General features: G+C 59.8%; 15 protein-coding genes and 1 tRNA gene. 8 read left to right on the top strand and 8 right to left on the bottom strand.

Features of this window, described 5'->3' with window-relative positions; translation table 11 throughout:
• Positions 1-31: 31 nt before the first annotated feature.
• From queG to C2I35_RS13855, 5 genes are all read right to left on the bottom strand, one after another.
• Positions 32-1081 (bottom strand): tRNA epoxyqueuosine(34) reductase QueG, encoded by a 1050-nt coding sequence (gene queG / locus C2I35_RS13835; RefSeq protein WP_103763646.1) that lies wholly within the window; start codon positions 1079-1081, stop codon positions 32-34.
• Positions 1082-1198: 117 nt separating this feature from the next.
• On the bottom strand, positions 1199-1864 hold the full coding sequence (fzlA, locus tag C2I35_RS13840) for an FtsZ-binding protein FzlA (protein WP_103763647.1): 666 nt from the start codon (positions 1862-1864) through the stop codon (positions 1199-1201).
• A gap of 58 nt (positions 1865-1922) precedes the next feature.
• Positions 1923-2651: a monofunctional biosynthetic peptidoglycan transglycosylase gene (mtgA, locus tag C2I35_RS13845; RefSeq protein ID WP_103763648.1), complete on the bottom strand. Its 729-nt coding sequence runs from the start codon at positions 2649-2651 to the stop codon at positions 1923-1925.
• Between the two features lie 117 nt (positions 2652-2768).
• On the bottom strand, positions 2769-7301 hold the full coding sequence (gltB, locus tag C2I35_RS13850) for a glutamate synthase large subunit (protein WP_103763649.1): 4533 nt from the start codon (positions 7299-7301) through the stop codon (positions 2769-2771).
• 65 nt (positions 7302-7366) lie between these two features.
• The gene (locus tag C2I35_RS13855; protein WP_211286151.1) at positions 7367-8803 is read right to left on the bottom strand and encodes an NAD(P)-dependent oxidoreductase; all 1437 of its coding nucleotides are present in this window, start codon (positions 8801-8803) and stop codon (positions 7367-7369) included.
• A gap of 220 nt (positions 8804-9023) precedes the next feature.
• On the opposite strand from C2I35_RS13855, the gene C2I35_RS13860 reads away from it, so the two are divergent.
• Positions 9024-9827 carry an undecaprenyl-diphosphate phosphatase gene (locus tag C2I35_RS13860; RefSeq protein ID WP_103763651.1) on the top strand — a complete coding sequence of 268 codons (804 nt, stop codon included), beginning with the start codon at positions 9024-9026 and terminating at the stop codon, positions 9825-9827.
• On the opposite strand, the gene C2I35_RS13865 is transcribed toward C2I35_RS13860, so the two are convergent.
• Entirely contained in the window at positions 9818-10522 is a 705-nt protein-coding gene (locus C2I35_RS13865) for a hypothetical protein (protein ID WP_146050038.1), read from the bottom strand. The two genes, C2I35_RS13860 and C2I35_RS13865, sit on opposite strands and share 10 nt — an antisense overlap.
• Positions 10523-10548: 26 nt before the next feature.
• On the bottom strand, positions 10549-11532 hold the full coding sequence (locus tag C2I35_RS13870; RefSeq protein ID WP_103763653.1) for a complex I NDUFA9 subunit family protein: 984 nt from the start codon (positions 11530-11532) through the stop codon (positions 10549-10551).
• Between the two features lie 148 nt (positions 11533-11680).
• On the opposite strand from C2I35_RS13870, the gene C2I35_RS13875 reads away from it, so the two are divergent.
• A tRNA-Leu gene (locus C2I35_RS13875) sits at positions 11681-11766 on the top strand.
• 698 nt (positions 11767-12464) lie between these two features.
• Here C2I35_RS13875 and C2I35_RS21910 read toward each other — a convergent pair.
• Entirely contained in the window at positions 12465-14243 is a 1779-nt protein-coding gene (locus C2I35_RS21910) for a hypothetical protein (protein WP_146050039.1), read from the bottom strand.
• 1100 nt (positions 14244-15343) lie between these two features.
• Between C2I35_RS21910 and C2I35_RS13890 the strand changes: the two genes are divergently transcribed.
• From C2I35_RS13890 to C2I35_RS13915, 6 genes are all read left to right on the top strand, one after another.
• Positions 15344-16324 (top strand): response regulator transcription factor, encoded by a 981-nt coding sequence (locus C2I35_RS13890; protein WP_170067212.1) that lies wholly within the window; start codon positions 15344-15346, stop codon positions 16322-16324.
• Positions 16325-16643: 319 nt separating this feature from the next.
• The gene (locus C2I35_RS13895; protein ID WP_103763657.1) at positions 16644-16925 is read left to right on the top strand and encodes a type II toxin-antitoxin system RelE/ParE family toxin; all 282 of its coding nucleotides are present in this window, start codon (positions 16644-16646) and stop codon (positions 16923-16925) included.
• A gap of 12 nt (positions 16926-16937) precedes the next feature.
• Entirely contained in the window at positions 16938-17228 is a 291-nt protein-coding gene (locus tag C2I35_RS13900; protein WP_103763658.1) for a HigA family addiction module antitoxin, read from the top strand.
• A gap of 584 nt (positions 17229-17812) precedes the next feature.
• Positions 17813-18781: an ABC transporter substrate-binding protein gene (locus C2I35_RS13905; RefSeq protein WP_103763659.1), complete on the top strand. Its 969-nt coding sequence runs from the start codon at positions 17813-17815 to the stop codon at positions 18779-18781.
• Positions 18782-18983: 202 nt separating this feature from the next.
• Complete coding sequence (locus tag C2I35_RS13910; protein ID WP_103763660.1) at positions 18984-20012, top strand: ABC transporter permease; 1029 nt, start codon at positions 18984-18986, stop codon at positions 20010-20012.
• Complete coding sequence (locus tag C2I35_RS13915) at positions 20009-21073, top strand: quaternary amine ABC transporter ATP-binding protein (RefSeq protein WP_103763661.1); 1065 nt, start codon at positions 20009-20011, stop codon at positions 21071-21073. Before C2I35_RS13910 ends, C2I35_RS13915 begins: the two co-directional genes overlap by 4 nt.
• The last annotated feature ends 33 nt before the right edge of the window (positions 21074-21106 follow it).

A 21106-nucleotide genomic window follows, 5' to 3' on the forward strand; every position in this document is an offset into this window, starting at 1 on the left:
GTCTGGGTTCTGGCTTACGGGAAATCGAGGGCTAATCGCGCCCGTTTGCGGCATGATCGAGACGCTTTACCGCCCATTGCGCCGCATCGGCCACGGTAGCGTCCGGGTCGTCGCACAGATCCTGCGCCACCGGTCGCAGGTTGGGGCGGCCCGAATTGCCGATAGCGTACAGCACGTTGCGCACGAAGCGATCGCGCCCGATGCGCTTGATCGGACTGCCGGAAAACCGCGCCCGAAATCCGGCATCATCCAGTTGGGCCAGCTCTGCCAGCGGCGGCGCGACAAGATCGTCGCGCGCGTGATAGCGAAGTTCCGTCGCCTCGACCGCGAACTTGTTCCAAGGGCAGACCGCAAGGCAATCGTCACAGCCATAAATCCGGTTGCCCATCTTTTCGCGCAAGTCCTCGTCCACCGGACCCTTGTGCTCAATCGTCAGGTAGGAAATGCAGCGCCGCGCATCCAGCTGGTAGGGCGCGGGAAAGGCATCGGTCGGGCACACGTCAAGACAGGCCCGGCAAGAGCCGCAATGGTCAACTTCCGCCGGATCAGTGTCTATTTCCAGCGTGGTGAACACCGACCCGATGAAAAACCAACTGCCCATGTCGCGGCTGACCAGGTTGGTGTGCTTGCCCTGCCAGCCCAGCCCTGCCGCCTCGCCCAGCGGCTTTTCCGGCACCGGGGCGGTATCGACGAACACCTTCACCTCGCCGCCGCCTTCCGCGATCAGCCAACGCGCGAGCCGCTTCAGCCGTTTCTTCACCACATCGTGGTAGTCGCGGTTGCGGGCATAGACCGAGACCGTACCAACCTCGGGGTCGTCCAGCGTCGCCATCGGGTCACTCTCGGGCGTATAGCTTTCGCCCAGCATGATCACGGAGCGCGCCTCGGGCCACAGCACATCGGGCGCGCCGCGCCACTGCGCCCGGTCGGCCAGCCACGCCATCTGTCCGTGATAGCCCTTGTCCAGAAAGGCCGCCAACCGCTCGGGCACCTGCGGCACGTCACCCGGGCGGCACACACGGCAAAGGTCGAAGCCTTCGGCCAGGGCCTGCGCCACCAGTCTCTGTTTCAGCCCATCCATGCTTTTTCTTGGCCCAAATACTCTGGGGTGAGGCCGCAGGCCGAGGGGCAAAGCCCCTCATTAGGTGCCGCATATCCGGGGAGCGCAAAACCGGTCCCCACTTTTGCGCGACACGCTTTAAAAATCAAGGTCGGCATAATGCGCCGGCGGCGGGAAACCCGGCACCTGGTCGGCCAGGATGCTGCGGAAGGCCGGGCGCGACTTGATCTTGGCGTACCAGTCCTTGACCACTTCGGAGCGGTTCCAGTCCACGTCCGAGATATAATCGAGGCTGGAAAGGTGCGCGGCGGCGGCGAAATCGGCGAGCGTCATCACGTCGCCAGCCAGCCAGCGGCGGCGGTCCAGCAGCCACGCCATGTAATCGAGGTGGAACTTGATCGCCTTGGCGCCCGCCTTGACGTTGCTGCTGTCGGGAAAGCCCTGGCCCATGACCTTCTTGTTCACCCGCTCATAAAGAAGCTTGGAAGACACCTCGTTGTGGAACTTGTCATCGAACCAGCCCACAAGGCGCCGCACCTCGTAGCGGCCTTCATGCGCCTTGGGCAGCAGGGCAGGCTCGGGGTACTTGTCTTCGAGGTACTCGCAGATCGGCGTGCTTTCCGCCAGGGTCATGCCGTCGAGACGCAGCACCGGCACCTTGCCCGCCGGGTTGCGGCGCAGGAAATCGGGATCGGCCTCCCAGTAGCGTTCCTCGACCAACTCGCATTCGATCCGCTTTTCCGCGAGGCAGAGCCGCACCTTCCGGCAGAAGGGGGAGAGGGGAACGTGGTATAGCTTGGCCATGTATACTCCGGGCGGCTGGCGAAAATCTGTTCTTCAATGCCCGCAATCTGCGCCCATTTCAATCCTCGAAACACGCCGCGCGCCCGTCACGGCGAATCGTGGCCGCCCCGTCCATGATACCGGCGGCGCGCTTGCGGGTCGCGCTGCTGGGCTGGGACGCAGAGCGGCCCTTGGGGTTGGGCAGGATGGCGGCAAGCCGCGCCGCCTGCACGTCACTCAGCGCGTCCGGGGCCACGTCGAAATAATGCCGCGCGGCGGCGTCGATGCCGAAGATGCCTTCGTCGAACTCGGCCACGTTCAGATAGACCTCGATGATCCGACGCTTGGACCAGAGCAGCTCGACCACCGGGGTCAGAGCCGCTTCGAGCGCCTTTCGGGTCCAACTGCGCCCGTGCCAGAGATAGACATTCTTGACGACCTGTTGGCTCAGGGTCGAGGCGCCCCGCCCGCTGCCGTCTTCCAGCGCGTCGCGGATGGCGTTCATGTCGAAACCCCAGTGCAGGCAGAAGTTGGCGTCTTCGGCTGCCACCAGGGACCGCGCCATCACCGGGGTAACGTCACTCAGCGACACCCACTGGTGCCGGATCTCGCCCAGGCGAAAGGCTTCCTGCTTCATGTAAAGCGTGTCGGGCGGGGCCCACCAGCGATGTGCCAGGATCGTGCCGCAGACGATCACCACGACGATCAGGAACACGCGCACGATCCAGACACGCGCCCACACCACGGGGGCGGCGATGCGATCCATCACCGAGGGCTTGGATTTTCTGCTGCGTGTTTTCCTGGCCATCGCTGCCCGCAATAGTGCAAACCGGGGTCCGATGGTCAATCGACAGTTTCTTCCGGCCCAAGGTATCCCGGCCGGGGGCATGGCTTGCATTCCCCCAGCCGAAGTATGATTCAGACCCTATTCCGCCGGAATGGCGCTGTCCTCGATGCCGATGGGATGCTCCAGCTTGCCCAGCATTTCCTTGGGGCAGACCTGCACGAACTTGTCTTTCTCGGCCTCCCAGTATTGCAGGATCTCGGCGGCGCGGCGGCTGCCGGTTTCCTCGACATGACGCTCGATCAGGTCCTTGAGCTGGGTCAGCCAGTGCAGCTCGGTGACCGGGCAGGTCACCACCGACTCGCGGTTGATCAGCTTGTCCGTGTCGCCCTCTGGATCATAGAGGAAGGCCATGCCGCCGGTCATGCCCGCGGCAAAGTTCGCGCCGACGGAGCCAAGGATCACGGCCATCCCGCCGGTCATGTATTCGCAGCCGTTGCTGCCGCAGCCCTCGATCACGACCTTGGCGCCAGAGTTGCGCACGGCAAAGCGTTCGCCCGCGCGACCGGCGGCAAAGAGGTACCCTTCGGTCGCACCGTAAAGGACGGTGTTGCCGATGATGGTGTTATCGGCGGCCTCAAGCGGGCTGACCATGGGGGGGCGCACCACGACAGTGCCGCCCGACAGGCCCTTGCCGACATAGTCGTTGGCATCGCCCGACACCTCGATCTTGAGCCCCGGTGCCGCGAAGGCGCCCAGGGACTGACCCGCGCTGCCCGTCAGCTTGACGGTCAGGTGATCGGGTTGCAGCGCGTTGCGCATGCCGAAGTTGCGGACGATATGGCTGCTGACGCGGGTGCCCACGGTGCGGTGCGTGTTCTGGACCGCATAGTGAAGCTGCATCTTCTCGCCATCGTTGAGGAACCGCGCGGCATCCCGCACGATTTCGGCGTCCAGCGTATCGGGCACCTCGTTGCGCGGCTTGTTGCGGTCATAGGTGATGTGCTGCGCCCCATCCACGGTGATCAGCATCGGGTTGAGGTCCAGGTCATCGAGATGCGCCGAGCCACGGCTGACCTGGGTCAGCAGATCGGCACGTCCGATTACGTCATCGAGGCTGCGCGCGCCGATGCTGGCCAGCACCTCGCGCACTTCCTGGGCGTAGAAGGTGATCAGGTTCACCACCTTGTCGGCATTGCCGGTGAACTTCTCGCGCAGCGACTCGTCCTGCGTGCACACGCCCACCGGGCAGGTGTTGGACTGACACTGGCGCACCATGATGCAGCCCATGGCGATCAGCGCGGCGGTGCCGATGCCGTATTCCTCGGCCCCCATCATCGCGGCCATGACGATGTCGCGCCCGGTGCGCAGCCCGCCATCGGTCCGCAGGGTGATGCGGCTGCGCAGGTTGTTCATCGACAGAACCTGGTGCGCCTCAGTCAGGCCCATTTCCCAGGGCAGGCCGGCATATTTGATCGACGTGGCGGGGGACGCGCCCGTGCCGCCATTGTGGCCCGAGATCAGGATCACGTCGGCCTTGGCCTTGGCCACACCGGCGGCGATGGTGCCGACACCGGATTGCGACACCAGCTTGACGCAGACCTTCACGGTCGGGTTGATCTGTTTCAGGTCATAGATCAGCTGCGCCAGATCCTCGATCGAGTAGATGTCGTGGTGCGGCGGCGGTGAGATCAGGGTCACGCCTTCGGTCGAGTGCCGCAGACGCGCGATCAGCTTGGTCACCTTCATGCCGGGCAGCTGGCCGCCCTCACCGGGCTTGGCGCCCTGGGCGACCTTGATTTCAAGCTCTTCGCATTGGTTGAGGTATTCCGCCGTCACGCCGAAGCGGCCCGACGCGACCTGCTTGATCTTGGCCGATGGGTTGTCGCCGTTGGGTTCTGGCACGAAATGCGCCGGATCCTCGCCGCCCTCGCCACTGTCAGAGCGCGCGCCGATGCGGTTCATGGCGACGTTCAGCGTCTTGTGCGCCTCGGGGCTAAGCGCCCCCAGCGACATGCCGGGCGTGACGAAGCGTTTGCGGATCGCGGTAACGCTTTCCACCTCTTCCAGCGGCACGGCCTCGCCCATGGGCTTGATCGCCATCAGGTCGCGCAGGTGAATCGGCGGGTTGGCCTGCATCGCCTGGCTGTAGCGTTTCCACAGCTCGAAGCTGGCCTTGTTGCAGGCCATCTGCATCATGTGCATCGTCTGCGCGCCCCAGGCGTGGGTTTCGCCCGATTTGCGCGACTTGTAGAAGCCGCCGATCGGCAGCACGTGCTTGCCGCCGCGGAAGGCCGTGGCGTGGATTTCCTCCAGCTTGGCCTGGATGCCGCTGACACCGATGCCGGAGATGCGGCTGACAAGGCCCGGGAAGTACTCGGCGCACATGGCGCGCGAAAGGCCCACAGCCTCGAAATTCAGACCGCCGCGATAGGACGAGATGACACTGATGCCCATCTTCGACATGATCTTCAGAAGGCCCTGGTCGATGGCGAGGCGATAGCGCGCCACGGCCTCGGTCAGCGAGCAATCCAGCAGGCCGCGTTCGATCCGGTCGGCGAGGCTGTCCTCGGCGAGGTAGGCGTTGACCACGGTCGCGCCCGCGCCGATCAGAACGGCAAAGTAATGCGGGTCGATGCATTCCGCAGACCGCACGTTGAGGCTGGTGAAGGTGCGCAGACCCTTGCGGGTCAGGTGGCTGTGGACCGCGCTGGTGGCCAGGATCATCGGCATGGCGATGCGCGTCTCGTTGACGCCCTGGTCGGTCAGCACGATATGCCCCGCCCCCGAGCGCACGGCATCCTCGGCCTCGGCGCGAATCCGTTCCAGCCCGGCCTTGAGCGCGCCTTTCCCGGATTCGAAGGTACAGTCGATCTCGCAGACGTCGGCGTTCAGGCTTTCCAGCATCGCCTGCCACTGCGCGTTGCCGACAAAGGGGCTTTCCAGCACCATGATCTCGGTCTGACTGCTGGACTCGTCCAAAACGTTCTTGAGGTTGCCGAACCGGGTCTTCAGGCTCATGACGCGGAATTCGCGCAGGCTGTCGATCGGCGGGTTGGTCACCTGGCTGAAGTTCTGGCGGAAATAGTGACTGAGCGGGCGGTATTTCTTGGACAGGACCGCGCTGGGCGTGTCGTCACCCATGCTGGCCACGACCTCCTTGCCGTCCTCGGCCATGGGGGCGAGAACCTGTTCCAGTTCTTCCACGGAATAGCCCGCGGCGATCTGGCGGCGGCGCAGCTCCGTGCCTTCGCAGGTCGCCGTCTCGGTCACCCCGGCAAGGCGCTCATCGAGGTCGGTGATCTTGCCCACCCATTCATCAAAGGGCAGGGCGCGGGCCATTTTGTCCTTGATCTCGGTGTCGTGGTAAAGAACGCCCTTCTGCGTGTCGACGGCCAGCATCTGGCCCGGGCCCAGCGCGCCTTTTTCGCGCACGGTGGCCTCGTCGATCGGCACCATCCCGGCCTCGGACCCCGCGATCACAAGGCCGTCGCCCGTCACCACATACCGCATCGGGCGCAACCCGTTCCGGTCGAGCCCGGCACAGACCCAGCGGCCATCGGTCATGGCAAGTGCTGCGGGGCCGTCCCACGGCTCCATCACCGAGTTGCAGTAGGAGTACATGTCGCGCCACGCCTGCGGCAGTTCCTCGGCCTGCTTGGACCAGCTTTCGGGCACCAGCATGGTTTTCGCCATGGGCGCCGAGCGTCCGGCGCGCACCAGGACCTCGAAAACAGAGTCTAATGCGGCGGAATCCGACGATCCTTGGGCGATGATCGGCTTGATGTCGTCGGCCATTTCACCAAAGGACTGCGAGGCCATGCGGATCTCGTGGCTTTTCATCCAGTTGGTGTTGCCCTTCAGCGTGTTGATCTCGCCGTTATGGGCCAGCATGCGGAAGGGCTGCGCCAGCCACCATTGCGGGAAGGTGTTGGTGGAATAACGCTGGTGGTAGATGGCGAAGTTCGACTTGAACCGCTCGTCCTTGAGGTCGGGATAGAACTCCGCGACCTGCTCGGCCAGCATCATGCCCTTGTAGATGATGCTGCGGCAGCTGAGCGACGCGATGTAAAGCTGCCCGACACCGGCGGCGGCGGCGGCTTTCTCGATCCGGCGGCGGATGACGTAAAGCTCGCGCTCGAAATCTTCGACATCGATACCCTTGGCGTTGGAAATAAGGATCTGCTCGATCTCGGGGCGGGTCGCGTTTGCCTTTTCGCCCAGCACGCTGATATCCACGGGCACGTGGCGCCAGCCGTAGATATAGTGCCCCATGCGCAGCACTTCGGTTTCCACGATGGTCCGGCAGGTTTCCTGCGCCCCGAAATCGGTGCGCGGCAGAAAGACCTGACCAACGGCGAGAAGTTGATCTTCGCGCGGCTCGTGTCCGGTGCGGCGCACCTGGTCATAGAAAAACGGCGCGGGAATCTGGATATGGATGCCGGCCCCGTCGCCGGTCTTGCCATCGGCATCGACGGCGCCCCGGTGCCAGATCGCCTTGAGCGCGTCGATCCCGGCCTCGACCACCTTGCGGCTTTCCTTGCCGTTGACGGACACCACAAGGCCGACACCACAGGAGGAATGCTCTTCCTCGTGGGCGTACATGCCGTTTTCTGCCATCCAGTTGCGCTTGGCCTCTTCGCCAGCGGCCCAGGTTTCATCGAATTTCGTCATCACTATACCCCTTCAATGGGTGCGGGCATGGCCCGAAAAACAGTCTCTAACGTGGCGGAAAACGCTTATTCCGCCGCCACCGCCGTTGCGCCGGCGTCCATCTCTTCAAGAATTGCCGCAGCGGCGTCGCGTCCGTCGCGAATGGCCCAGACCACAAGGCTGGCACCGCGCACGATGTCGCCGACGGCATAGACGCCGGGCAGAGAGGTCTTGCCGCTGGTAAATTCGGCCCGGATGGTGCCCCAACGGGTCACGGTCAGCTCATCCTGATCCCACAGCGTCGGCAGTTCCTCGGCCTCGAAGCCCAGCGCCTTGATCACCAGGTCGGCGGGCTCGTCGTAATCCGCGCCTTCGATCTCCTCGGGGCTTTGCCGGCCCGTGGCGTCCGGCGAACCGAGGCGCATCTGCTGCACCTTCACGGAGGTCACCGGGTCGCCGTGGAACGCCTTGGGGGCGGAAAGCCACTGGAAGTCCACGCCTTCTTCCTCGGCGTTCATCACCTCGCGTTGCGAGCCCGGCATATTTGCCCGGTCGCGGCGATAGAGACATTTGACGCTGGTGGCGCCCTGCCGGACGGCGGTGCGCACACAGTCCATCGCGGTGTCGCCGCCGCCAATCACGATGACGCGCTTGCCCTCGGCATTCAGCTCGCCGTTTTCGAACTCTGGCACGTCATCGCCGAAACTCTTGCGGTTCGACGCCGTCAGGTAGTCGATGGCCCGCACGATGCCCGCGGCACCCGCGCCGGGGCCGGGCAGTTCGCGGCTTTTGTAGACGCCCGTGGCGATCAGGACCGCGGTGTGTTTCTGCCGGATCTCGTCAAAGGTGATGTCATTGCCCACGTCGCAGTTCAGCACGAACTCGACACCGCCTTTTTCAAGCTGTTCGACACGGCGCATGACAACGGGCTTTTCCAGCTTGAAGCCGGGGATGCCATAGGTCAGCAATCCACCCGCGCGGTCATAGCGGTCATAGACCGTGACCTGCACGCCAGCGTTGCGCAGCACGTCCGCCGCCGCCAGCCCGCCAGGGCCAGCGCCGATAATGCCAACGCTTTCCTCGCGCTCCTGAACGGGTGCGATGGGCTGCACCCAGCCTTCCTCCCACGCGGTGTCGGTGATGTATTTCTCGACCGCGCCGATGGTGACCGTGCCGTGCCCGGATTTCTCGATCACGCAGTTGCCTTCGCACAGCCGGTCCTGCGGGCAGATGCGGCCACAGATCTCGGGGAAAGTGTTAGTCGCCTGGCTTACCTCGTAGGCCTCCTGCAGGCGCCCCTCGGCGGTCAGGCGCAGCCAGTCGGGGATGTTGTTGTGCAGCGGGCAGTGGTTCTGGCAATAAGGCACGCCACATTGGCTGCACCGGCCGGACTGCTCCTTGGCCTTTTCGTCGGCGTATTCCGCGTAGATCTCGTTGAAATCTTCCCAGCGCGCATCAGCGGTGCGCTTGGTGGGCATGTCCCGCTCGACGGACACGAATTTCAGCATCGGTGTTTTTGCCACGATTCTCTCCAAAGATCGCCTAGGTTCGGAAGGTGTAGTGCAAGACCAAGCAAAAATAAAGTCAGTACAGTTTACCTATATTGCGATATTTCTACCCTCGGTACCGCGCTACGTCAAGTTTGATCAAAAACTTAGGTCCGATCCGGACATAAATGTCCACTTCCCTCGGACTCCGAATGCGGTATAGCTAGGAAAAAAAGACACGAGCAGGGCCGCGTACATGCCGCTTTTCCATCTTATACTGGTGGCCGTGATCCAAGGGATCACAGAGTTCCTGCCGGTGTCGTCCTCGGGCCACCTGATCCTGCTGCCCGGCCTGACCGGACTCGACGATCAAGGTCAGGCGATCGACGTGGCGGTGCATGTCGGTACGCTTTTCGCGGTGATCCTGTATTTCTGGTCGGACGTGAAACTGGCGCTGTCGGGCCTGCCCCGCGCCCTGAAGGGCCGGATCGACACGGAAGGCTCGAAACTGGCCTTTCTGCTGATCGTGTCGTCGATCCCGGTGGTGGCTTTCGGCGTGCTGTTGAAATTGACCGGGCTGGACGACGCCATGCGCTCGATCGCGGTGATCGGCTGGACGATGCTGGTCTTTGGTATCGTGCTCTACTGGGCCGACCAGGCGGGCGAGGCGACGCGCACCACCGCGGACTGGTCGCTCCGCGATGCCATGGTGATGGGCGTCTGGCAGGCCATCGCGCTGATCCCGGGCACGTCGCGGTCCGGGATAACCATCACCGGCGCGCGGTTCATGGGCTACAGCCGGTCCGACGCGGCGCGGCTGTCGATGCTGATGTCGATCCCGGTGATCATCGAAAGCGGCGTGTTCCTTGGCGGCGAGGCGATCTACACCGCGAATGTCGCGCTGATCCGGGACAGCGCCATTGCCGCCGCGTTTGCCTTCTTCTCTGCGCTGCTGGCGCTGACGCTGATGATGCGGCTATTGCGCAGCGTGTCCTTCACGCCATACGTGATCTACCGGATCGTCCTCGGGATCGTGCTGCTGGTCGTGGCTTATTCGTAGACAGGCAGGTCGCTATGGCGCTCGGGGATGAACAGCGCATAGGTCAGAAAGCCCCAGTAGTCGTTCCAAGCCACATCTGTCACGGCGACGGTCACGGTGGGGAAATAGCGCCGGTCGAGCGTGTTCCTCCCGAAATACAGAACCTGGCCGCGCCACTTCTCTGCCATCTCGGGCGAGGCGCACCACAGGTGCAACGTGTCGCCGAGCGGCAGATCCAGCGACATGAGCACGTGCCCCTTGCGCGCCATCGCCGCCTCGATCGCGCGGACATGCCCGCCAAAGCCCTTGCGGAAGGCGCGCCATTGATCGTCGCTCGGTCCGGTTTCAGGATCTATTTCACCCGGAAACAGGGTCATGACATCCCTTTGCGGGTCGCCTGCGAAATCGGCCAGGCCCTGCTGTTCCAGCACCAGCGGCATCTCGTTGATGTATTTGTCCTCGATCCCGAGGATGTGACCGCGGGCGTCGAGCAGGCTGATGATCCCGTGCAGCGTGCGCTCTGCTGCCGGGGCGTCTTCGAGACCGTAGTACCCGATCGTCTCCAGCGTGGTGGGCGGCGTTTCAATCAGGTCGCGCGCGGTGGCCATGACCTGGGGATCATTCCCCGAGACGTCCCGCGCAAAATCGACGAAAAGCTGCGCCTGCTTTTCCGGTATCGGTTGGGCACAGACCGCAAGCGCCGACGAGACAAGCAACAGCGCGGCACATATCGCGCGCCGGATCATCCCTGGCGAAGGTTGCGCGCCGATTCCTTGATATCCGAATACTGGCCCGACGGGCGGAACCGCCACAGGTAATCGGACAGAACCGCCTCCATCGCCGTGGGCCGGATGCCCAGCGCGGCAAATCCATTTGCGTCGTCCGCGACGACGTTGTCCCGTTTAAGGCTGGCGACCTGGTCGCGGGTGATTTGCGCCGGGATCAACCCGCCGCTGAGGAACTGGACCCCGTCCATCGCGGCGCCAAGGGGCCGCGCGATGGCGAAGGGGATGTTCATGATCAGACGGCGACGGCGGATCACCTCCAGCATCTGGTGCATCAGCTCGCGGAAGGTGTGCACGTCAGGTCCGCCCAGCTCGTAGATGCCGGGGGCGGCGTCGCCCGTGGCGCCCATCACCGCGGCCTCGGCGACGTTGTCGACATAGACCGGCTGGAACTTCGTGCTTGCGCCGACGACGGGCAGGATCGGCGAGATCCGGGCCATGCCGGCGAAACGGTTAAAGAAGCTGTCCTCGGCGCCAAAAATCACCGAGGGACGCAGGATGACGGCGTCGGGCATATGTTCCAGTACGGCCTCTTCGCCCTTGGCCTTGGTCTGGGCGTAGATGCTGGGCGAGCCCGTGTCGGCGCCGATCGCCGAGATCTGCACCATGCGGCCGACGCCTGTCTCGGCGGCCATACGCGCCACGCGGCGCGCGCCTTCGACCTGAATGGCGTCGAAATTGTTCTTACCGCGCCGATCGAACGTGCCGACGCAGTTGATCACCGCATCCGCGCCGTGCATCACCGAGCGCACGCTGTCATCATCGCGCAGGTTGCACGCTACGGGCGCGACTTGGCCCACGACACCGTAGGGTTTGACGAAGATCGCCTCGTGTGGGCGGCGCACCGCGACCCGCACACGCCATCCCTTCTGCGCCATCCGCCGCGCGATATACCGCCCGACAAACCCCGATCCGCCGTAAATGGTGACAAGCCTGGACATGATTGGTGCTCCCGTCTGCGCCTTTGGGTTCCTTTCTACTAGACGTGATGGCCGAAATCGACAAGGCGAATTGACCAATGCGAACTATCCGCACGAATCCACGTTGACATGACCCGGCGTGATGTCTAAATGCGCCTCCACGACACCTGCCCAGGTGGCGGAATGGTAGACGCGCTAGCTTCAGGTGCTAGTGTCCGTATGGACGTGGAGGTTCGAGTCCTCTCCTGGGCACCATTCGTCAACCCCGAAATCCTTATTTTTCTGGTTTTGTTGGGTTCTGAGCGAATGGCGACCGAAAACTGCCCCACAAATCGCCACGCAAAATGGTTTCCGGCAGCCTCTTGCTGGCGCGGAAAGGGAAGCCACTCGCCATTGCAGTTAAGGGACGGCCATATCCGGGGATTGTCCTATAGAGAAAACGCCGATTTGATATCTCGCTCAAGGTCGGTAAGCCTTGCGGCATGCCAGCTCAGACCGAGGTCGGCAAGCCCACCGAATTGGTACCGGAGATCCGACGCCGCTCCCCAAGTGAAGCTAAACAGACAACAAGAACCGCCACTGGAAAGAAACCCGGCGGAGATGAGGAATCACCTGCTTCTCATACTCAGGACACAGATACACAGCAGCCGAAGATGCTCTGAGGCGGCTTAAAAGAGCTGGCGTTCGAGTCAACCAAGACCCGTACGGGATGTGTTGATAATCGCGATCAGGTAGGTCGCGATTATCAAGAACGCGTTCGTCCGCTTCAAGCCCAAACTGACCCGGGCGTGTCTTGTCCACGTCGCGCGCGCAGCGAGGTCCGCATCGACAAGGACGGCCCAAATTGGACATTCAAGATGAGTTCAGTCGCTGCAATGCGGCTTCTTTGAAGCGGACATCCGCATGCAATGCCAAATCAAACCCAGCCTGTGATTGATGACAACAACAGCCAATTACTTTTTTAACCATCGCTCGTGAAGGCCAGCGGCCTCGTTGCGATAGTAGTCAAGGACATGCTGCATGTTCTTTTGTTCTTTCTCGCTTGTGTGCGCAACCTGACGGGCATAGTGACGACGGCCGTCTTCCAGCCTTTTCATTATATATCTGGGTACATCTTCTTTCGTGGACCGTAGTTTTTGTATGTATACACCCGTCATAACATAAGGTCTGCGCGGATCTAACTTTCCATAGGTCTCAACCTGAGAAAGCCACAGAGCCTCTGGCAAGGGCTTGCCCCAATGCTTGTCCAAAATGAGGTTTGCAACGTTTTCCGCCTCAAAGGGTAAGACTGGGAAGAGAGTTCCTATGTACGCGCGTGCATTAGCGAATGTGAAGCGCGCCGCAAGCTCATGCCAAGAGACACATGCATTATTTATGATGATCGGGGTACTGCTACCAGCTATCGCAACGGGCATCGGAATGAAGTTATTGTCAAACATTGCCATGGCCGCCGATGACCGTACCCGGTCAAGCGTCTCTTTATGAATTGGCTCAAAGTCTTCTCTGCCCGACCATTCCGAATAGTCCTTGATTGCACTGCCGACGTAGAGATCGGCCTTTGCTACCGGATCGCTCCAATCGACCCCATCAAGGGAATGGAAGTAAGAAAATTGCACTACTTTGAGTAGATTGTCATCATCGGTACGACCGATACCGATGGCTATATCGACTTTCAACTGACGTTCGATCCCCTCGCTGTCCGTGAACTCGTAAGTCCATCGCCAGCCATCAGCATCGCCGCAATGCGTTGCGAATACGAGCAGATCATAGGGATAATGATCGACCATGTCTGTGATTCTTGTGACCTCTGCCGCTTTCCCACGATACGCCCGCACAAAAACGCGCTTTTTGGGCAAAGCCTTGGTGGCCGCATCGATCTCGGGAGCTGGTGTCTTCTCAGGGTCCACCAAGACTGCCACGTTCACCCCCCTACTGCGGGCCTGTTCAGCCGCAAAACCATTCACCAAGGACACACCACAATCCGGATATGTGAAGATATGCGTTGAAGGATGCGCCGGAAAACCTACCCCGAAAGGAAGCTGCTTAGTGAAAAATGAGAGCGAGGCACCCGACCCCAATTCAATATCGCCACATAGGTCGCGCAATTCACGCTGCAATTCGAGACGTTGCTGCCCATTTTCAGACGCATAAAACTGTTCAAGGATTTGCTCACTGACTTTAGGGTCGACCTTGGGGATAATTGTGAGCGAGGCACCAAGAGCATAAGCATAGTTGGCCGCATTCACTTCCGCAAGATCGTTTCCCGCTTCGCACACGACATGATGTCTGCTCTTTCCAACGACAGAGGCTGTCGTTGGCCCACCATTTTCAAACTCAATGAGACGCCCTTCATGGAGGGCTTGGAGAAGGCCAACACCAATATTCTCAAGCCCCCAGATAAGCCGTTTGTTGCCAACCATTGATTTCAAAGCGAAGCTTTCGACGTCTGAAGCGCCGCAAAGTCGAACAACTTTACTTGGGAGCAGATCGGTCATGGCCGTTAATTGAGCGTCCGACAGGCCAGTCAGAACAACACGATCTGCTTCTATCCGAGCTAGCGCATTGTTTCGCCGCAGGGCCTCTGCATTTGCGTCTGGCCGAGCCATTCTTGGCCCATCCATTACAGTCAGATAGTAAAACTTTCGAGCCATGGCGGAGCTAAAACGGGCGGCCAGATGAGGATCGTCTGAAATAACAGCGGTCTTCAGAAGCTTTGGCACGCGTAGCGTCATGGACAGGATACTCCCCCGTACTTCATTAAAAATTTTGGTTCTGCAAAAGGCAAAAACCCTTAAACACAACAACACACACTGTCTTCACGCAGCAAGACTGATGCACATTTTGTGTCGTTCCATTAGACAATTCAACTGAAAGTCCGCTTCTTGAATGCGGACGGGCTGCAGTCGCACCCGCAGAGAATGTCCGCTCCCCGCCCCTCTCCGCCAGATGCTTCATGTGCGAGAAGCAGTCTCTTGCGTATACAGCGAACGGCGGGAAGATCCGCACAGCTGACACCCGAGACCTTGAAACTGCCCCTCTGATTTCTGCGAGGGCAATAGCCTGTTAGAACCGTGTTACACTCCGGGTCAGGCGTGGTTCTTTAACGCATCTGGTAAGGGGATTGCGGATCGATGCCAGCCGTTTTTTGTCGCGATACCGGGTTTGATTGGAGCATCTCAGGGCATCCAAATCCTCGATGACGGTCAGGTGGCCACAGGGCCAGGCGTGGAGCGCTGGAATAGAGCGATGAGTTAGCCATTATTTCGGCATAAACAGTCTCCAGAAAATGAAAAATGCGGCAACCGCCAATCACAGACGGTCGCCGCTTTCATCATAGAAATCAGTTTTAAACACTCGTTACTGATAGACATCATTGCGTTCTGTCCGTGCGTTAAATGTGGCGCGATTGTGTCCGAAATTGGCCGTTCAGGGTTTTCTGCGAAACAACCCGTTTCGAAAAACGAACTGCAATGTAAGTCTTCGAACTTTGCTCCAATCGCATGTCACGCCTCGCGGTAGATTGCCGTCGTTATCCGCAATAGACGCTGGCTACAGCACGGGCCGGATCGAGGGTGCGAATGCATGCTTGGCGGAGTGCGCGAATTAATCCTTGTTTGCAGCGACAGAGCCACGTCTTCAGATGTGAAGGCAGAAAATCTAGAGCACTGGCATTCCTGAATAAGGTCCGGGCAGAAGTTTTTGCTGCTTTCTTTCCAACCAGCCGTCGCAATTTTATCCACTTCGCCTTATAGTTGTTTGGGGATGGCGTGATGCACGTAAAATGTATTCGACCGCGCGCTGCGAAAAAAGTTTCTGCTTGTGGGAGGAGAAAATGCACCTTCTGGCCGTAGATGACGAACCGGCAATCCTCCAGCTCATCGAGCTGTTGGTCCAGTTCAATGGAGAACACACGGTAACCACTGCAGAATGCGCAGTTGATGCACTTGACGTGCTAGCGCAGCCCGACGCTGAGCCAATTGACTGCTTCCTGGTGGATATTCAGATGCCCGGAACAGACGGTATTGAGCTTTGCAAGATCCTGCGAAGTCGGCATGATCACAAGAAGACGCCAGTCCTTATGCTGACGGCAATGTCGGACAAGTCGTACATCGACCGAGCTTTTTCGGCTGGGGCCACTGACTACATCACCAAACCAATCGACATCGATGATCTGCTCGGGCGTATCAAACTGATAGAAGAGATTGTCTTCAGTCGAAAGAAGCAAAACCAACAGCCAGATTTGAGTAACACAGGTGCGACCGAAACCGACGCGCCGCTGGCACTGCACGAACCGTTCCACGTGCGCGATATAAACGGGATGATCGATTACCTGGCCCTTGAGAATTACATTTCCTTAATGGCACGCAAGAAGCTGTTCGGTTCAGCTGTGTTTGCATTCAGCATTCGCGACATCGAAGGCCTGTTCCGACAAACCTCGCGCTTCGAATACGAATGTCTCGTGGCGGATGTGGCCGAGGCCATCACATTGGGTCTCAGCGAACATCCACATTTAATATCGTATGCTGGGAACGGCACTTTTGTATGCATTGTTGAGGACGGATGGCAGCCGGATTCAGAAGCTCTGGCCGATAAGGTGAATATAGCCATTCACACCCTAGGACTCTATTTCAATGACGGCAGGCCGATGTCTGTCAAAGTGTCTGCTGGCGATGTCATACGCTTGGTTTGGAAAAGTGGCGACAGCGCAATAGATGCCCTGTCAGCCGCGCATCAAAGTGCCGAGAAAGAAAGTCGACGTTACGCAAAAGACCTCGAAAACTTCTGGGACGATAAGGACATCGTATCACGCTGACCGGGGCTATTCGCCCAGTCGGAAAAGAATGTTCCTGCCTGAGACGGCAATCGGTTTGACATGCCGGCAAAGGTCGCTCGAAGCTGGATGCTAGTATTGAAAGTACTTGGAGCGGTATCGGATTTATTGAAAATGCCCGCTCAACATTTCCGTTACTAATTTCAACGCAAAGCGTTATCGAATTGAGGAGTAATGGGGACAGAAGCCAAAAAAATCTCGGATTCGAAGCGACACCCTTACCCAAAAGTGAAGGTTTCGTACTTACATTTACTCACTTCGACCCATTGACACTGTATCATGTCATGATACATACTACGCAATGATTCAGAGCACCAAGGGCAAATTGGCGGATAGGGCCGTTGCCGGGAAATACGGCAAAGGATGCCCTGCCAACCTTGTAAAGCGAACGATTGCTATGCTCGCCGCGATGGATGCTGCTTCGGTTCTTGAGGATCTCCGGTTCCCACCGGGTAATCACCTCGAAGAGCTAAAGGGTGACCGCGCTGGTCAGTACTCCGTTCGCATAAACGACCAGTGGCGCATCTGTTTCACCTGGACCGAGCTTGGTCCTGCTGACGTTGAGATAGTTGATTACCACTGAAAGGAGCCGACTATGACCATGCTGCAAGTGCCGGTCCATCCCGGCGACGTGCTTAATGAGCTTTATCTGGAGCCGCTGAATATGAGCGCTCCTGCCCTCGCCAAGAAACTTGGAGTGCCTCGCACTCGTATTGAACGCGTATGCAAGGGTGAAGTTGCTCTCAGCGTTGATACGGCTTTTCGCCTGGCGAAGTTCTTTGGTACGACCCCAGAGTATTGGGTGAATATGCAAAAGAACTATGAACTGATTAGAGCTCGTAGTGAAATAGACGTCTCCAACATCCAACCGTTGGAAGAGGCTTAAACTTGCTGCGCCTCTGCCGTTACATCGATTGTAATGCGCTGTGCGCCAGCCTTGATGACCTCAACGCTGGCTAATAATCTGTCGCTGGCGTCATCGACAACTCCCCGGAAGGGGAGTTCAAGCTGCCTGCGCGTAAATGGTAAGGATCACCACAAAACAGTCTGTGAATTGCCACCAGAAGTGGCTTAACACCCTGCCACGAGCAAAAGCTTTAAGCTATTATTCCAAGGTCTGTTTGAGATGCCCCTAGTTTCCTGGACAGCTGCCTTGTTCAGTTTCTGCGGTCTGATCTCATCGTCAACGGGCGACAGCATGCCGTTGTTCGTATGTTTGCGCTACGGGTTAAAGCTTGGTCTGTAAGCTTTCCCTAACGTCACGCGTGACCCAATTCGCAGAGGTTTGGTGATCGGGTTGCACTCCATACGCAAACCTGTTTCGTTCCGGCCATCGCTTGCCACACGCGCCATCTGGAATGCGGCCACCAATCGGTTTCCGCAGGCCCGACCTTTTTGCGTGGTGGCGTCCCGTTGGCGGTCAACGCCCTGACGGCGAAGCTCGCGAAGAAAAACTAAGGAGATGTCAGAATGAAACGATTTTTGCTGGGAACCGCGTTCGCCGTAGCCACGCCCGTGGCTGCAGCCGCACAGGATTGCGGGGAGGTCTCGATCGCTGAAATGAACTGGGCCTCGGCGCAGATCGTCGTCGCGGTCTCGGACTTCCTGCTGACACAGGGCTATTCCTGCGACGTAACCGTTGTTCCGTCGGACACCACACCGGCCGTCACCTCGCTTTCGGAGAATAACGAACCCGATGTCGTGCCCGAGATGTGGCCGAACTCGGCCGGCGACGCCTATGACAAACTCAAGGAAAACGGGCGCATTGTCGAGCTGACCAGCGTCCTGAACCCCGGCGGCGTCGAAGGTTGGTGGATCCCGACCTACCTTGCCGAAGAGCATCCTGAACTGACCACCATTGAGGGTGTGCTCGAAAACCCCGACCTCGTTGGCGGCATGTTCAACAACTGCCCCGATGGTTGGGGGTGCCGCACGGTCAGCGATAACCTGGCCCGTGCTTTCGATCTCGAAGGCAACGGCATCGAGGTGTTCAACCACGGTTCGGGCGAAACCCTCGCGACCTCGATGGCCTCGGCCTATGAAAGCGAAGAACCGTGGTTCGGCTACTACTGGGGTCCGACAACGCCGCTGGGCAAGTTCGACATGACCCGCGTGGAGCTGGGCGAGTATGACGAGGAAGCGCATTCCGCCAACCAGAACCCGGATAATCCGGATCCGCAGCCCTCGGAGTTTCCGACGGCGCCGATCCTGACGGTCGTCACCAAGGACTTTAACGACAACAACCCCGAGCTGGCGGAGTTCTTCAGCAAGGTGTCGTTCGAGACATCCGAGATGAGCCAACTCCTTGCCTGGCAGGACGAGAACAACGCCTCAACCGAAGAGGCTGCGGTCTACTACCTGCAAAACAACCAGGACACTTGGAGCGAGTGGCTGAACGAAGAGGCACGCGGGAACCTGTCCGAACTGCTCGAGCAGTAAGCGCGGACGCGTGATGGTTCCGGCGGGAAGGGCACAGCTTCCCGCCGGAATTTGTCTTTTCCAACATAGCTGCACCGCCCTGAGCGTCCGGGGCAGTTGTGCCACAATAACATGCGAAGGTTGCTAAAGGCCGGGCGTCTTCAAGGTTCGCCCCAGCCCAAAGACAATCGGACGGTCCGCTCGGGATCCGGGGAAGTGATACATGGCGACATACGATTTTTTATTCGACAAACTGGGCCTTCGAGGCTGGTGCGGCGAAGAGCAGGGCGGCGGCCTGAGCTCGATGGCGGACCTCATGGGGCAGGCCGGAGGCGAAAGTGACACCTCGCTCTGGGAGCTTCCCTTTCCATCGCTCGACGCCCTGAACGATGCCTGCAGCAGCGTCCCGCAATCGCGTGACCTTACGCGCGGACTGGAGCGCGGCTTTCTCGACATCAAGGACAGCCTGAAAGTCGTGGTCGACCCACTGACCCAACCGCTGAGCTGGGCCCTGGAAAACGCGCTCTGGATCATGCAGTCGGTTCCGTGGTGGATCATGATACCGCTGCTGATGCTGATCACCTGGGGCGTGGGCCGGTCGGGCAAGCTGGTGGCGCTGGTCGCGGCCTGCTTCGGGTTTCTCGCCTTCATCGATTTCTACGATCATACCATGCAAACGCTCGCGATAATTTTCGTCTGCGCCTTCATATGCGTGCTCTTCGGTGTGCCCATCGGGATCGCCATGTCACGCAATGACAGGGTGCAGAAAGCGCTCATACCTGTGCTGGACATGCTGCAGACGTTACCCCCCTTCGTTTATCTTATCCCGCTGATCTTCCTCTTCTCGGTGACGGAGCCCAAGCTCTACGGCATTGCCATTATCCTTTATGCCATCGTTCCGGTGGTGCGTTTGACAGACCTCGGAATCCGGTTGGTGGACAAGGACGTGATCGAGGCCGCCGATGCGTTCGGGATGACCAGGCGGCAGAAGCTATTCGGGGTACAGATCCCGCTGGCCCTGCCCAACATCATGGCCGGCGTGAACCAAACGATCATGATGAGCCTCGCGATGGTGGTCATCGCCTCGCTGGTCTCGGCGCCGGGCCTCGGCGTGCTGGTGCTGCGCGGCATCCGCAGCCTCGAGTTGGGCGTCGGCCTCTTGTCCGGCCTCGGCATCGTGCTGCTGGCGATCATTCTTGACCGGGTCACCAAAGCCGCGCTCGCACGGATCAACGCGGAGCAGAAATCATGAGCGATGAAAGCAAGATCTCGGTATGCAATCTGTACAAGATATTCGGTGAGAACCCGCAGGGCGCACTTGAAAAGGTGCGCGCCGGCATGGGCAAGGCCGAATTGCAAAGCGAGACGGGCCATGTGCTTGGTCTGAACAACATCAATGTCGACATGCCGACGGGCAAGACCACGGTCATCATGGGCCTGTCTGGTTCCGGCAAGTCCACCCTGATACGCCACCTTAACCGGCTGATCGAACCCACGGCGGGCGAGGTGTATGTCAACGGCGAGAATATTCTGGACTACAACGAGCACCGTCTGCGCCGTCTGCGGCAGGCGGAAATGTCGATGGTGTTTCAGAAATTCGCGCTTCTCCCGCACCGTACGGTGCTGGAGAACGCCGGCATGTCGTGGGCAATCGAAGGCAAAAACCGAAAGCAATACGCGGAAGAGGCGACCCGGTGGCTCAACCGCGTCGGCCTCGAAGGCCAGGGCGGGCAATATCCCGCACAGCTTTCCGGCGGCATGCAGCAGCGGGTCGGGATTGCCCGGGCGCTGACCTCGAACTCGGACATTATGCTGATGGACGAGGCGTTCTCGGCCCTCGATCCGCTGATCCGTACCGACATGCAGGACTTGTTGATCGAATTGCAGGACGAGCTGTCCAAGACGGTCGTATTCATCACCCACGACCTCGACGAGGCGCTCAAGCTGGCCGATCACCTGGTGATCCTCAAGGATGGCTTCGTGGTGCAGCAGGGGGAACCGCAGGATATCCTGCTGAACCCGAACGATCCTTACATCGAAGCCTTTGTCAGTGACATCAACCGCGCGCGTGTGCTGCGGGTACGTTCCGTGATGAAGACGACCAGTGATACGCCGCAAGAGATCGCGGGAGAGGTCGATGCAAATGACACGCTGGAGTCGGTCATCGCGACCTCGCGGGGCGACACGACGAAGAACTACCGCGTCATGCGCAATGGACGCCAAGTGGGCGTACTCCACATGCGCGACCTCGTCCGTGCATTGGTGCCGCGGGTCGCGAGCGATGCAAGTGGTGAATGGATGCTAGAAAAGTGAAGACGCCGCTGCCTGGATTCATTCAAGTGTTTG

Origin of the sequence: Roseovarius confluentis, from assembly GCF_002917925.1 — a bacterium.
GTDB classification, from domain to species: domain Bacteria; phylum Pseudomonadota; class Alphaproteobacteria; order Rhodobacterales; family Rhodobacteraceae; genus Roseovarius; species Roseovarius confluentis.